At 44.8% G+C, this 15,319-nt stretch carries 10 protein-coding genes; 6 read left to right on the top strand and 4 right to left on the bottom strand.

The annotated features are described in order from the left end of the window. Window positions 1-132: 132 nt before the first annotated feature. The gene (locus ACX9NY_RS10025) at window positions 133-3,372 is read left to right on the top strand and encodes a bifunctional cytochrome P450/NADPH--P450 reductase (RefSeq protein ID WP_472478441.1); all 3,240 of its coding nucleotides are present in this window, start codon (window positions 133-135) and stop codon (window positions 3,370-3,372) included. A gap of 478 nt (window positions 3,373-3,850) precedes the next feature. Here the strand turns inward: ACX9NY_RS10025 and ACX9NY_RS10020 are convergent, their stop codons facing one another. Further along, window positions 3,851-5,671: a beta strand repeat-containing protein gene (locus tag ACX9NY_RS10020; RefSeq protein ID WP_472478439.1), complete on the bottom strand. Its 1,821-nt coding sequence runs from the start codon at window positions 5,669-5,671 to the stop codon at window positions 3,851-3,853. Between the two features lie 264 nt (window positions 5,672-5,935). Here ACX9NY_RS10020 and ACX9NY_RS10015 point away from each other — a divergent pair, with 264 nt between their 5' ends. The 3 genes from ACX9NY_RS10015 (at window position 5,936) to ACX9NY_RS10005 (ending at window position 9,026) form a co-directional block, all read left to right on the top strand. Next, window positions 5,936-6,523: a TetR/AcrR family transcriptional regulator gene (locus ACX9NY_RS10015; RefSeq protein WP_339242321.1), complete on the top strand. Its 588-nt coding sequence runs from the start codon at window positions 5,936-5,938 to the stop codon at window positions 6,521-6,523. A 68-nt stretch (window positions 6,524-6,591) separates the two neighbouring features. Then, the gene (locus ACX9NY_RS10010) at window positions 6,592-8,073 is read left to right on the top strand and encodes a DHA2 family efflux MFS transporter permease subunit (RefSeq protein WP_339243053.1); all 1,482 of its coding nucleotides are present in this window, start codon (window positions 6,592-6,594) and stop codon (window positions 8,071-8,073) included. A 305-nt stretch (window positions 8,074-8,378) separates the two neighbouring features. After that, window positions 8,379-9,026: a hypothetical protein gene (locus ACX9NY_RS10005; protein WP_472478437.1), complete on the top strand. Its 648-nt coding sequence runs from the start codon at window positions 8,379-8,381 to the stop codon at window positions 9,024-9,026. Window positions 9,027-9,112: 86 nt separating this feature from the next. On the opposite strand, the gene ACX9NY_RS10000 is transcribed toward ACX9NY_RS10005, so the two are convergent. After that, a complete protein-coding gene (locus ACX9NY_RS10000) occupies window positions 9,113-10,090 on the bottom strand; it encodes an alpha/beta fold hydrolase (RefSeq protein ID WP_339242325.1) in 978 nt (325 codons plus the stop codon). A 202-nt stretch (window positions 10,091-10,292) separates the two neighbouring features. Here ACX9NY_RS10000 and ACX9NY_RS09995 point away from each other — a divergent pair, with 202 nt between their 5' ends. Continuing rightward, window positions 10,293-11,270: an MBL fold metallo-hydrolase gene (locus ACX9NY_RS09995; protein ID WP_472478435.1), complete on the top strand. Its 978-nt coding sequence runs from the start codon at window positions 10,293-10,295 to the stop codon at window positions 11,268-11,270. 51 nt (window positions 11,271-11,321) lie between these two features. Here ACX9NY_RS09995 and ACX9NY_RS09990 read toward each other — a convergent pair whose 3' ends face one another. After that, window positions 11,322-11,903 carry a LysE family transporter gene (locus ACX9NY_RS09990; RefSeq protein ID WP_472478433.1) on the bottom strand — a complete coding sequence of 194 codons (582 nt, stop codon included), beginning with the start codon at window positions 11,901-11,903 and terminating at the stop codon, window positions 11,322-11,324. A 130-nt stretch (window positions 11,904-12,033) separates the two neighbouring features. Here ACX9NY_RS09990 and ACX9NY_RS09985 point away from each other — a divergent pair, with 130 nt between their 5' ends. Then, entirely contained in the window at window positions 12,034-12,588 is a 555-nt protein-coding gene (locus ACX9NY_RS09985) for a helix-turn-helix domain-containing protein (protein ID WP_472478431.1), read from the top strand. Between the two features lie 198 nt (window positions 12,589-12,786). Here the strand turns inward: ACX9NY_RS09985 and ACX9NY_RS09980 are convergent, their stop codons facing one another. Next, window positions 12,787-15,204 (bottom strand): family 43 glycosylhydrolase, encoded by a 2,418-nt coding sequence (locus tag ACX9NY_RS09980; protein ID WP_472478429.1) that lies wholly within the window; start codon window positions 15,202-15,204, stop codon window positions 12,787-12,789. Window positions 15,205-15,319 lie beyond the last annotated feature (115 nt).

The following is a 15,319-nucleotide window of genomic DNA, read 5'->3' as shown; positions in this document are numbered from 1 at the left end:
TTATATTATTAAATGATAGATATAACTATCAATTATAAGCAAAGGAGAGGTCATACATGAATGAAAACAGAGCAGCCATCCCTTGGTTAGCGAATACCTTGCTCCATGACGTACAGATAAGAGGTGATCATCATGAATAATACAACTCACATACCACAGCCTAAAATGTATGGACCGCTTGGAAATCTGCCTTTGATTGATAAAAATAAACCAACGTTGTCGCTAGGTGCACTGGCTGAACAGTATGGACCGATATATCGACTTACCGTGCCCGGTTATTCCGGTTTAATCGTATCTGGGCCAGATCTTGTTGCTGAGTTATGTGATGTGTCCCGTTTTGACAAGTTTGTATACAATGAACTCGAAAACGTCCGTGCTTTTGGAGGCGATGGTTTATTCACTAGTAGAACATCAGAGCCCAACTGGAAAAAGGCCCATAACATCCTGCTTCCGACTTTCAGCAAGCAGGCCATGAAAGGTTATCATCCCATGATGGTGGATATTGCCGAACAGTTAATCAACAAGTGGGCACGCCTCAATTCCAACGATACGATTGATGTTGCAGACGATATGACACGTCTTACGTTGGATACCATTGGACTATGTGGATTCAATTATCGGTTTAACAGCTTTTACAGACAGGATCACAGTCCTTTTATTGAGAGTATGGTCAGAGCGCTAAATGAAGCGATGCAGAAGAGCTCACGTTTGAAAATTCAGAATCTTCTGATGGTCAAAACCAAACGACAGTTCCAGGACGATATTCAGACGATGTTCACTCTGGTAGATCAAATTATAGAGGAACGTAAAGCGAGTTCAGCACCTGAAGAGGTTGACTTGCTCGCTCGTATGTTGAATGGCAAAGATCCAGAGACTGGAGAAATGCTGGATGATGAGAATATCCGTTATCAGATTATTACGTTTCTGATTGCCGGACATGAAACAACCAGTGGTTTGTTATCTTTTGCCCTGTATTTCTTATTGAACAATCCTGAATCCCTTCAAAAGGCGTACGACGAGGTAGATCAGATTTTGGTCAGTGACTCACCACAGTACGAGGAAATTCTTCAGCTTGCCTATATTCGCATGATTCTAAGTGAATCGCTACGTCTATGGCCAACAGCCCCGGGTTTTGATGTATATGCCAAAGAAGACACCGTCATAGGTGGCAAATATCCCTTGAAGAAAGGGGAGAGTTGTAGCATTCTTCTGCCCCAGCTTCACCGTGACAGAGAGGCTTGGGGAGAGGATGCGGAGCTGTTCCGTCCAGAGCGATTCGAAGATACGACGAAAGTGCCTCATCATGCGTATAAACCTTTTGGTAATGGGGAGAGAGCATGTATTGGCATGCAGTTTGCTTTATATGAAGCAGCTCTTGTGCTTGGCATGCTCCTCAAACATTTTGAGCTGATCGATTATAGCAATTATGAATTGGATGTTAAACAGACGCTGACGTTGAAGCCGGGAGACTTCCGAATCCAGGTGAAAGCGCGCGCGGCTACGCAGCCGATGAATAAGGCAACTGTATATGCAAAAGAGGAACCTGATGTTGTTCATAAAAATGTAGCAAGCGACCGTCAGATGGGAGAAAATGTGTTCGTTGAAGCAGATGGTGATCCATCACTCCTGGTGTTGTATGGTTCCAATCTGGGAACGGCAGAAGGCATTGCCAGGGAACTTGTGGAGAAAGGTCGTTCGTATGGCATCCCAAGTGAAGCTGCAACTCTGAATGAATGGATGGGCCGTTTACCCCGTCAGGGGGTGGTTCTCATCGTCACTGCTTCGTATAATGGTAAACCACCACAAAATGCTACAGCATTTGTAGACTGGTTGAAGGAAGCGGAGTCAGAGGATGCACGGGATGTGAACTATGCAATTTTGGGCTGTGGAGATCGAAGCTGGTCGGGAACATACCAGAGTATTCCGCGATTAATGGATGAGAAACTTGAAAATTTAGGTGGCAATCGATTGTTATCCCGCGGTGAAGCCGATGCCGGAGGTGATATCGAGAAACAAGTCGAGGCATGGCAGCATATGTTGTGGCCGCAGGTGTTGAACGCTCTGGGAATCAACGCGGAAGTAGTGAAGCCAACCCGGCCAAGCACAAGGGGAATTCAAATGGAGTTTGTCCATCAGGAAGCTGAGATGCCGCTTGCACAAACATATGATGCCAGCTATGCCACGGTATTAGTTAATAAAGAACTTCAGGAGATGGGAAGTGGGAGAAGCACACGTCACATTGAGGTGTTGCTTCCTAAAGGTATGACCTATAGAGAAGGCGATCATCTAGGCGTGTTGCCTAACAATCAGTCGCAGAATGTGGACCGGGTTCTGAGTCGGTTCGGGTTAAGTGGAGATGTCCATGTACAATTAACTTCGGACACGAAACACCTTACACATCTTCCCCTTAACCGTCCCGTCAAGGTACAAGAGTTGCTCACTCAATGTGTGGAACTGCAAACACCTGCTACCAGAACACAGTTGCAGGAGTTGGCTAATCATACGGTATGCCCCCCTCATAAGCGTGAACTGGAAGGCATGTTGGACGAGAACGGCTATAGGGATTATATTCTTGCCCATCGAATCACCATGTTGGACCTGTTAGAAAAATATGAGGCGTGTGAGTTGCCTTTTGAAAAGTGTATTGAACTATTACCGCCGCTTAAACCCAGATATTATTCAATATCCAGCTCACCACGACTGAATTCGGAGCAAGCAAGCATAACCGTATCGGTAGTAAGAGAGCCTGCGTGGAGTGGCAGGGGCGAATACCTTGGCGTTGCCTCATCATACCTCGCCAGTTGCCAATCCGGAGAACGTATACTGATGTTTGTACGGACGCCGGAATCCGAATTTGTTCTATCGGAAGAGGCCGATGTTCCCATGATCATGGTGGGACCGGGAACGGGGGTTGCACCGTTCAGAGGGTTCCTCCAGGCAAGAGCTGTCATGAAACAGAGAGATTTGCCGCTGAGTGCGGCGCATTTGTTCTTTGGGTGCAGGGATGATTCAGATTTCATCTATCGTCAGGAGTTAGAACAATACGAACGAGAAGGCATTGTTAAGTTACACATTGCTTTTTCTCGTGCGGAAGGCAAGCCCAAAACGTATGTACAGGATCTGATGAAAGAGGATTTCGAGCAGTTGCTTCATATGCTCATGAACAATGGAAGAATCTACGTATGTGGAGATGGAAGCCAGATGGCTCCTGCGGTGAAAGAGGCTTTGCAGCAGGCGTATCAGGAGGTGCAGGGAGCAACGAGGCAGCAAGCGAAAGAATGGCTCATTCAGCTTCAGGCTGAAGGACGTTATTTGCAGGACGTGTGGGCAGGTAATATACGAACGGTTGAAACCTCTGAATGTATCTATTAAAACTTAAAAATGAAAGAGTAGTTCACACAAAATAAATCAAATATTTTCACTATATTACAAATATTACATTTTGATAGACTAATATCATATATGATGAAAATGTACTTAAATACGAAAGGAAGATGAAGATGAAAAAGAAACTTATGATTGGTCTATTAACCGTCGTTGCATGTTTCAGTCTTGGCTCCACATCTTTTGCAGCCAGTGTACCTTCAACTTCAATCATTTCCAACGCTTGGTGATATTCCAATGACAGCAAGTTATAATGTTGATCCATACTGGGGACAACTCACACTAAAATCAGTTGATGGTCAAACAGGTTACACATGGACCGTGACATACGCAGGTTATGTTAACTATTAAAGTAGTAATGGAACATTGCTGTTAATCCAAAAAACAGCCGTTCGATCTGGACTTTCACATCCAAATCGGCGGCTGTTTTTTAGATTAGGCACTTTGTAAGAGCGAGAAATGATTCTTATCTGGAATCCTGAATTGTTGCAGAGCTATTATTGGCACTCAGATCGGTAAGCGGATCGAAAGGAGGCCCTGTTATTGTACCTGCGAGCAGTGCTATATCCACCGCATTGACTGGACTGCCCCATGAATTTCCCGAGAAAACCATAACGGCCTGATCATTCACAAATCCTCTGGTATTATAAACTACATTACTGATGATTTCTCCAGTCGTGTTAGGGTTAAAGTATGCTGGTTGACGCAAGGAATAAAAAATATTATTGCGTACAATTAATCCGGTCATATTTCCAATCTGGGTGACGAGGCCCCGATTCACAACCCAACCTGAAGAGGGACCTGCTTGCGGAGGACCGAATATGGTATTGTTTTTTACGGTGTGGTTGGTTCCGCCTAATTGAATAAACTCAACAGCATAAGGATTGTCACTGGTGATCGTTAATCCGTCTACAGTTACTCCGCTTCCAATGATGGTGAAAGGGATAACAGCAGCTTGTAACAGGATAATTGTACTAGGATAGCCCATCAAAGTTACTCCTGCTTTATTAATAGTAATATTTGCAGTAATAGGGTATGTGCCACCAAGAATATGAACGGTTCCCGTTGGAGATACCGCGGTTACACCTTGTTGAATCGTTCCAAAGGGACTAGCTTGTGTTCCATTTCCACCCACCGCGCCTTGTAAAACATATACGTTAAAGGGATCGGGCAGTACAGTACCCGTAGCTCCCGTAGCTCCCGTAGCTCCAGTGGCACCAGTGGCACCAGTGGCACCAGTGGCTCCGGTGGCTCCAGTAGCTCCGGTGGCCCCGGTGGCTCCAGTGGCTCCAGTAGCTCCGGTGGCTCCAGTAGCTCCTGTAATCCCCGTAGAACCAGTAACTCCGATGGCACCTGTTGCACCTGTATTACCCGTTGCACCCGTAGGGCCTTCTGGACCGCCTGATGGACCAGTATCACCCGTTGCACCCGTGACGCCCGTCGGACCTGTATCCCCAGTAGCGCCTGTTGATCCTGTAACACCTGTCGGACCTGTATCCCCAGTGGCACCCGTCACCCCTGTAACACCTGTTGAACCGGAAATACCTGTAGCTCCCGTAGGACCTGATGCCCCAGTAATGCCGGTGGCCCCCGTAATACCGACCGCACCCGTGAGACCTGTCGCTCCTGTATCCCCAGTGGCGCCCGTCACCCCTGTAACACCTGTTGAACCAGAAATACCTGTAACTCCAGAACTACCAGTAGCGCCTGTGATGCCCGTTGCCCCAGTAGATCCTGTGGCTCCAGAGACACCAGTAGGTCCTGTAGATCCTGATGCACCCGTAGCTCCAGTCGTGCCGATGGCACCAGTGAGCCCCGTTGCGCCAGTAGCACCAGTATTTCCTGTGGGTCCAGTAGGTCCTGTAAGTCCTGTAAGTCCCGTAGTTCCTGTAGCGCCTGTTGTACCGGTAGCCCCGGTAGCTCCATTAAAATTCTCACTGCCAAATAATTCGGAATAAACAAGTCGATGAGCAGCAACTAAAGAGCCGGCACTGTTTTTCCCCCAAACAGAAACTAAAATGTCCTCAGGGGTTGCGCCTGTATCTGTAATAACGAATTCAAAGCTGTTGATATCGGCAAAATAACTACGTGTAGCTACTGCGCCAGGTAAAATGGTGAATTGCTCACTCACATATAAAGCTCTGGTTGTAATTAATGAATATCCCTGTATGAGTATAGTCGCGGCGTTTACAGCACTCTGATTTTCAATTTTAATTGAAACCGTCTGGGTGGGTCGTACGCCATTTACTGGACTATTATCAATAGGGCCAGTTAGCAGGATTGCCAAGTTTCTCACTCCTTTTCTCAGAAATCGTGATTATGTGTAATTCACTCACACTGATGTATGTTTATTCTGGATTAGAGAAATGTGCCCTACTTTCTGAGAAACAAATGTAAGAAAGGTAACAATAAAAAAATAAAGATGGCGTGATGAATCCATATGAAAATGCTTACATCTAAAATTTGAAATAAAAAGGATTGACAGTGCCTATTTAAGCGGGTTTAATTATATAGACCGATTGTTATAATTATTTGAAGGAAGTGGCTTTCGTTGAGTGAAAAGTCTAATGCTAGGGAGTCCATTGTCAGCACAGCAGCGAGACTGTTTTTTTCACAAGGATATCATGCGACCGGTCTGAATCAGATCATCAAAGAGAGTAATACGCCAAAAGGGTCGTTGTATCATTATTTCCCTCATGGCAAGGAAGAGCTTGCGCACGAGTGTATTCAAAAAGCCAATGAACAGATCCTGCAGACATTTGAGAAAACATTTGCAGCCCATGATAATACAGGGGACGCCATTCAGAGATTTATTCATGATTTGGCTCATGAAACAGAAGCAGCCGGGTTTACCGGATTTCTGCCATTCAGCTTCTGGGCAGCTGTGGAGACATCGTGTATTAGTCAGCAGTTGCGTATTGCATGTCAGGGTGTATTTGCAGATTGGCAGGATATCATTAAGAAACATCTGATTCTGGATGGCGTTGGTGAAGAGAAGGCGCGGGAGACTGCACTTCTGATCATTTCTTTGATGGAGGGAGCACTGATTATCAGCCTGACCAATCAGGATAAACAGCCTCTGCTGACGGCTGCTGAGTATTTGTCGGTTGTGACGAAGAACGCCAAACAGGTTCAATGAGTTATAGCAAGAGCCAGAGAAAAAGAAAGTTCGATACGTTTGAGGAGGATGGGATCGTGGAGGTTTCCATGAAGGCTGATTCTGCACAGAATCAACAAGAAACGAAGCAATACAAGGTATTTCCGATTTTGTTCGCAATGCTGCTGAGCGGCTTTATTGGTCTGTTTGGGGAAACGGCATTAAACGTGGCTTTGACGCCACTTATGGGTCTGCTTGAAGTTGGACCTACAACGATTCAATGGTTAACCACAGGTTACTTGCTTGTGTTGGGAATCCTGGTGCCGGTATCCGGTATGCTGTTGCAATGGTTTACAACCAGACAGCTATTCACAACGTCCCTGATTTTCTCCATTGCAGGCACATTTGTTGCTGCGCTTGCACCTAGCTTCGAAATTTTGTTGGTGGCACGGGTACTACAGGCTGTAGGTACAGCACTGTTGCTGCCGCTGATGTTTAACACGATATTGGTTATTTTCCCGATTGAAAAACGTGGTGCTGCCATGGGATTAATCGGTTTGGTTATCATGTTTGCGCCAGCAAGCGGGCCAAGTATCTCCGGTCTGATCCTGGCTAATCTGAGCTGGCACTGGATCTTCTGGATTTCGTTGCCGTTCTTCATTATCTCACTGGTATGCGGCTTGCTGTTCTTGCCTAATATTTCGAAATTGACCAAGCCCAAAATCGATGTACTATCCATTATCCTTTCTACTCTAGGTTTTGGTGGTATCGTATACGGCTTCAGTAGCGCAGGTGGACATGGGGATACCGGTGGGGGCTGGACAAGTCCGATCGTTGTATCCACATTGGTTGTTGGTGTGCTGTCCTTGTTACTGTTCAGCATCCGTCAGTTGAGAATGAAACAGCCTATGATGGACTTGCGAGCCTTCAAGTACCCAATGTTTACGATTGGTTTGATTCTTGTCTTCATCTGTATGATGATGATTCTGTCTTCCATGTTAATCCTGCCTATGTATCTTCAGCAGGGAATGGCTGTGACAGCGTTGACTGCTGGATTGGTACTATTACCAGGCAGCTTGTTGAATGGATTTTTATCACCAGTCATGGGACGTTTGTTTGATAAGTTTGGACCGAAATGGCTTGTGATTATTGGAATGACTGTCGTGGCAATAGTTCTGTTCTTATACACAGGTATTGAAGCGACGACTTCCCTTGGTACGATTATTACGTTGCATGTGTTCATGATGGTCGGCATTTCGATGATTATGATGCCTGCACAGACCAATGGTTTGAACCAGTTGCCTCGTGAGTATTATCCACACGGTACTGCAATCATGAATACATTACAGCAGGTATCCGGAGCAATCGGTACTGCGGTGGCGGTAAGTATATTGAGTGCAGGGCAATCCAGCTTTCTAAGTAGTGTGGCGAATCCGGAAACCCCGGAGAATCAACTGGCAGGTTTCACATCAGGAGTACAAAACGCTTTCGTCTTTGCTTTGGTTCTGGCGATAATCGGTTTGATCACTTCACTCTTCGTGAAACGAGTCAAGGTTGGATCTACACCAGAGCAACAAGGTCCAATGCATTAATATTATACCTATGCAATATCAAGAGCGATGCGTTCCTTAACCATAAGGATGCATCGCTCTTTTATTAGGTGAAATTTATTAGTTCAATAATTTGTGTTGACGTGAAACGGGTTTCAGCCATTAGAGTAAGTGTATAGCCAGTCTTCGGCAGCACAAAACATTGAATTTCAGAGCAAATACTTCATGTTCCTGCAAGATTGTATATGTTCATACTAATATAACAGGGTAATATAGAATATATTCGTGCAATTTTAATTAATCGAAAACGATTTATATCTTTTATCTTTATGCAAGGAGACCTCATTATGATAATCATTCATCCCATCGATAACACGATCGAAAAGATGCTGTTACACTACGAAAAAAATGGCCATCTCACACTACAGGCTTCGCTTATTAGTAATAGCTCGGTTGTATATAGATTGCAAGACTATTGTCTCAAGGTATACGCTTCACGAGCAAGATTGGATGGGGAGATGGAAAGTGAAGCAATTAGGTCATTGCAAAATAACCCTTATGCACCTAAATTGTATGCGTATTCACCAGGGGAGTACATCCTGACAGAGTGGATTGACGCATGTAATCTGAAACAATACCGTGCGGCGTATGGACATATTCCTCCAAGCTTGATATATGATATGTTCTCGACAGAGCTTCAGCAGATTCAAGCGGGATATTGGGATTGGGATGTTATCCGATACGAAAATTTACTTTGGACGGAAACCGGAAATGTGAAAAGAACAGACTTTTGGTTGTGTGAGCCTGTAAGAGCCAGACGCGAGAGCCTGTATGAGCAGGTCATTCAAAAGATTGAACAGATCTACAATGGGGATCGAATCGAAATGGAGGCAATGGCGCAGTATTTCATTCGTCACCAGCTTACTTCTTCAGAGATCCAGCAAGCCTTCAACGATTTCCGGTCTCAACGGCCAAGACTGGCGATAGCACAATAAATCATACTTAAAACCCCAGAGATATGGATAATCTTTGGGGTTTCTTTTTTTTACTATAGCCTTGCATTACTTTGGCAGATTGTAAGTTACTTCTTCACCATAGCCAATATTTCATCGGCAACGAGGTCAGGATGATATTGATGGATGTAATGGTCGGTATCTTTAACGGTTACCTGTTTCGATTCATCTGACCAAGATTTGAATTCTGCTTGTGTTTTATCCCATTCGGGCTCACTTGCACCAAAGTAGTCAGCCGTCAGTATGGTGAGTGGAAACGGAAATGGTTGCTTGTGATCCACGACCACTTTTCCATTTTCAGCTATTTCACGCAATTCATCCAACGTGTTTTCATTACCATAGTTGTGTAGTAGGGCAGTTGTATCCAATTTTTTTAAATCTTCAGGTACAAGTTTCAGTTCATTACGGTTGGCATTGGATGTTTCGACAACCAAGTCAGATTGCATGGAGAGGCGGAATAGTCCGGTTTGGATACGTAATTTATTAGCAAAACCACCAATTGTGTCTGCCAAAGAGTCATCGTCCTTCGAATAATATTCAGGGCTTCCACCATCAATCATGACGATACCCTTAACGAGATCCGGGTATTTTTGTGCGAAGCGGATGGTCTCCAGCGAGCCGAGCGAATGTCCAACTAATACATAAGGTGGCTTCTGTCCAGATACCTGCAACAACTCGTGTAATTCTTCAGCTATGGTATCAACATCACGTTTCTTATCGGTCTGATCACTGTATCCATAGCCAAATCGATCATATACAGCGAATTTTGTGTTGGGAGCGAGCTTTTCATATAATGGATAATAATCTACATAGGGATTAGCGGTACCCCAGCCGGAGGCGAGCACTACGGTTACATCGCCTTTTCCACCCGTATATAGATGCATATTTTCACCATGTACTTTGTACAACTCTCCAGGGGGCACAAGTATTTTTGCATCTTGTCTTGCACCTATTTGTTGGTAGATTACCCCTGTACCGAGAAGCAACAGAAGCACCGCCAGGTCGAATATCAAAAACTTGACTAATCTTTTACGCCATTTCTTCATGGTTTCTCACACACTCTCTCGATGTATTTTCTCAATTATATATGCCCAATCTTATACGAGAGAAAACCGTGTCTTAATTCTATCTTAATTAACCGAAAATTGAATATCACCAGCCAATGAATTAATATATAGCTACGATATGAATATATGTTATCTAAATGTTTAATCATAGATTGATTATATAGAACAGAAGGTATGAACAATGACAAAATACGAAAATCAGCTTCCGACATCAGCTGGCATGAACTTCAAGTCCTTGGTCAGTATATTGAGAGATTCCATGCGTGGAGATGTTGAGCGGAGGCCATCAGGTACGATGCCGATAGTGATGTGTGAACCTGCAGAGTCATTCAGTGCATCCGATCATCCGCAGGTTACATGGTTTGGCCACTCGGCGTTTTTGCTTGAAATCGAGGGTCACAGGTTACTCTTTGATCCGATGCTGGGTAATCGTCCATCCCCCGTATCATGGGTGGGTACCAAACGTTACAGCACGAATCTACCGATTCAACCGGAGGATTTCCCAACTCTGGATGCAATCATTATATCGCATGACCATTATGATCATCTGGACTATGATTCCATTCGCAGATTGAAGGATAAAACAAAACGATTTATCGTGCCGCTTGGCGTACGTCGTCGACTGATTCAACTGGGCGTGCCTTTGGAGCAGATTACCGAGCATAACTGGTGGGATGAGTTATCGTTCAAGGGTCTAACATTGGCTTGTACGCCAGCACGACATTTTTCAGGCAGAGGATTATTCGACCGCAATTCGACGTTATGGTGTTCGTGGGTCATCGCTGGACAACATACAAAAGTGTTCTTTAGTGGTGACAGCGGATACGGTCCTCACTTCAAGGAAATTGGCAGTAAATACGGTCCATTTGATCTGACTTTGATGGAATGCGGGCAATATGACGAACGGTGGTCCAACATTCACATGATGCCGGAAGAGACGGTGCAAGCGCATTTGGATGTAGGTGGCCAGTTGCTTATCCCGATTCATTGGGCCGCATTTACGCTGGCTTATCATGCCTGGAATGAACCGGTCGAACGGATCACCAAGGCAGCACATGCTATGAATGTTAAGATTGCAACACCTAAAATTGGCGAGAAGGTTGTACTTCATACGGATCACTACCCTACACATCCATGGTGGAGACCGGAACTCGGTTGAAATTAAAAGCGTTCAGCTCATTCAATGAGTGGACGCTTTTTCTGTTGCATTTTACATCAGGATCGATAGGGCACTGTAGATTAACATTATACCCATCACGATATTAACTGGACGTTCATATCGCAATAGAAAGCTCTGGAATAATAGTCCACCAAAAGCCCAGGTCATATTGGCGCTAATCCCGATGAAGGTGAGCAGCAAGGAAAATGCGATAAGTTGAACATGGGATTGCCCAAGAGGCAGAACAAAAACAGATATGGCCGTAAGTCCATACAGAATGACTTTGGGATTAATGAATTGCAGGGTGAACCCAAATAGAAATGAGTAATGATTCACTGTGTTTTCTTCCGTATCTGCAGGTTTGCTTCGCATAATTTTGATTGCCAGGTAAAGCATGTACACACATCCCAACAGGTTCAAAAAGGGTGTGATCTTGGGGATATATTGATGCAGAATAAGGTTGAAATAACTGGACAGAAACATAATAAGCAAGCAACCGGCTGCAACTCCACTAATAAAAGGTATGGTCTTGCGGAAACCTTTATTTCTTGCATGCGTCATGGAAATGATATTGTTGGGGCCCGGTGTAAATGATGCGATGATTGCGTATGTCACCAAAGGTATGATGTTCATGTGTCCTCCATGTCTTCTCAAGTTGTGTGATATAATAAACTAAAATGTGCGCTATAACGTATGTTCTTTATCATTGTACAATACGTACGTTATAAAGCACAACTAGTTTATATATGAAGGAGGATGGATTTTGAAGAACATTAATAATATTCTTGCCCAAAACTTGAAACAGCTTAGGGAACAAAGAAAGCTTAGTCTGGACAAGGTTGCCGAAATGTCCGGTATCAGTAAGACCATGCTGGGTCAGATTGAACGTGGCGAATCCAATCCATCGATTGCAACCGTTTGGAAGATTGCCAACGGCCTGAAAATTTCTTTTACTGCTTTGATCCACGAACCGAAGTCAGATACTACCGTTGTAACGGGCGATGATATTCAAGTATTGGTGGAGGATGAGGGAAGGGTACGAATATATCCTCATTTTCCTTTTGAAGAGGGTCGGCGTTTTGAAATATATATGATGGAGATGGACCCCCAGTCTGCGTTAAATGCAGAATCGCATATCGAAGGTACGGAAGAATTTATTACGGTCTTTGAAGGGGAAGTTACGATTCGGGTTGGGACGGAAGAATACACGGTGAACCGAGGGGAATCCATTCGTTTTGGGGCGGACAAGCCTCATGTCTATGTTAACGCTGGTGCTAAGACCAATAAATTAAACATGGTTATTCATTATTCGAAGTAAACGCCAAGAGCCAACTGTGAAGGTAACGAACGATGAACGAATGTATGCATACATGAATGAAATGACAATAAAGCAGCCTGGTCATTGAACTGCACCTCCTTCAGTCTGACAAATGACAAAGAGGATACCGTTCAAACCATTGGCTGCTTTATTGGTATGTTCGTTATGCAGAACAGCGACGACTATGATATGGCTGGGTTAAGGCTTTTCTTTGGCCTGACGCTGAATTTCCTTGGCTGTTAATGCTTTATCGTACACTTTAACATTATCCAGACTACCTTTGTAGAACGGATCAGCCTCATAACGACTTTTGCCCAGATAAGCTTCTGTCACTTGCAGATCCTTCGGATTAAAGGAGATCTCAGAGCTGCTTGCAACAGATGTACCATTCACATATAGAGTAGCCACATCCCCTTGAAGAGTTACAGCCACATGAACCCACTCCTTGGAAGGCAAGGGATTTGCAGCAATCAGACTCTGATCCCGTCCCTCATTATGGATGGTGAATTGTAATGCTCCATTATGCTGGGATGGAGTAAGGAACATGTGTCTCGTCAAGCCATTTCCAAAGTCGAAAATACGCTGCCAGGACCCGCCACCATCCCAATTGACCCAAGCGCTAAACGTAAAATCCGTGGTATCAGTCAGGAGTCCAGGCAACTGGATGTAACTGTTGGTCCCGTTAAATGTGGCAGCCTGATTTTTGCCACCTGCAGCAGAACTCACCACATTATAGGCTTGTCCATGATATTTGTTCTTACTGTCATCCTGTGCGATTTTTGCAATTTTCTTGTGTTCAAACGTATACTCCCCGAGCAATGGGCTTACCGCTTGCTGCGGAATAATCACGTTGAACGTTTTGGAGCTTACCGCAGTACTTTTACGAATTGTAGCAGTTAATTTCACTTTGGCATCCCCCTTGCCAGCGCGTGGTCGCTGCACTACACCAGTAGCTGATAGAGCCGAAGGGTTTGAGCTTTTCCACGTAATGTCTGCATCACTTGAGCCCTTTGAAGGCAGTGAGAGATTGAAGAACACATGATCCGTATTACCAATGCTCAGATCATTTTTTATTGCATCTACAATGTCCTGATCACTCCGTTCAACACCTTGACTTCCCCAGACGGCAATCCCGGAGGAGGAGAGGGCGCTAAAGGTCAGAACCGTACTCTGGGATTCCGAATTCCATTCATGTGTGAAAACGCCGTTATACACAACTTGATTCGATGTAATCTGAACTTTGTTGTCTGTGCCGAGACTCCATGTTCCTGTCACGGCACCATGAATCTTCCCATCTACTGTGAACTGAACGGCCTGCGATGGCTTGATGTCCGCCGTGATGTCCTTACCGTGATTCACCCACTGGTACTGACCGGAGATATCCTGAGCTGTCAGTTGCGTTGTATCCTCTCCCAAGGCAGCATAGCGATACGGAGAAACGACGGGCCAACCGTCTGCATTCATATGCATCTCATGTACGCGGACTTCATGTTCTTCACCACGCCCCGGAAAACGGGAATGGAAGATCAGATATTGTTTGCCTGTCTCCGCATCAATATAAGCTGAGTTGTGTCCCGGTGATACATAACCGGTTCCCAGGCCTGTGCCCGGATCGCCAATCTGTCTCTCGAACAGGAAGTTCCCCATTAATTTGACACCAAAAGGCTCAATGGAACGATCATCAAATAGCGGTTTATCCTTGTCCGCTTTAACGTTGATCATATCGTTTCCTTCGGCATCTAGGAAAGGACCATCCGGCGTTTGGGAACGAGCAACTCGAATGTTATATCCTCCGTCAGCACCCAGTCCGCCGTAAGACAGGTACAGATAATAATAATCGGTTTCGGGACTGTAGAGCATATAAGGTGCTTCAATACGACTATGGTTTCCTCCGGTCAGCTTTTTGCCATAACCTTGATTCGGCAGCGGTTTGCCTGTCGTCTCATCCATCTCCAGAATGAAAATTCCCCCGGAGTAGGAGCCATACACCATCCATAACTTGCCGTTTTTATCATAAAAGACATCAGGATCAACCACATTGGGATGAATCGTTGCATCGTAAATGGTACCATCCTCACTGATCTGATCCCACATGCCAGATTTCAACAGTATGCCTTGGTCCTTATAAGGTCCTTCAATGTTATCTGCGACAGCAATTCCTAGGGCTGAGCGTGGAGAGTCTCCTTTACAGGCATTGTAGTACATATAAAATTTGCCGTCTGCGAGCTGAATGACATCTGCCGCCCATAACGTATCTGTCTGTGCCCATTCTAGGGCTTCAGCGAATTCCTTGGTTACATTGGGGACAACAGGATTGTTATCCGTAACGCCGGAGGCGACGAGGTCCCAGTTCAGAAAATCTTTGGACTTGGCTACTTGCAGGTGTGATCCAAAAATATAAAAGGTATCCTCCACCTTAATGACAGAAGGGTCATGAACAGAAACATTTTTGAATGTTGGAGCTGGATTTACGATTGGTGTAATGGAAGTCTGTGCGTTACCCACAGTTGCCCCTGAACCATTGGCGAACACCGAGACCGGCGTCAAAGTTGTTGCTGTAAGTAATACGGTGCTTAGTACAGAAATGTTAAGTACATTTACCCAATAACGTTTCATATTTTCCCCTTTCCTAATTCCCGGAATGAAAAATAACGCGATACTTGGCAACACACGATATAAGGTTCAGCAGACCTCCTTTGAGTATCCAATCATAATCAAGCGCTTTCATTTG

It is taken from the genome of Paenibacillus sp. CB74 (assembly GCF_055687625.1).
Note: the sequence above shows the minus strand (reverse complement) of the source record. Positions and strands in the feature narration are given on the sequence as shown.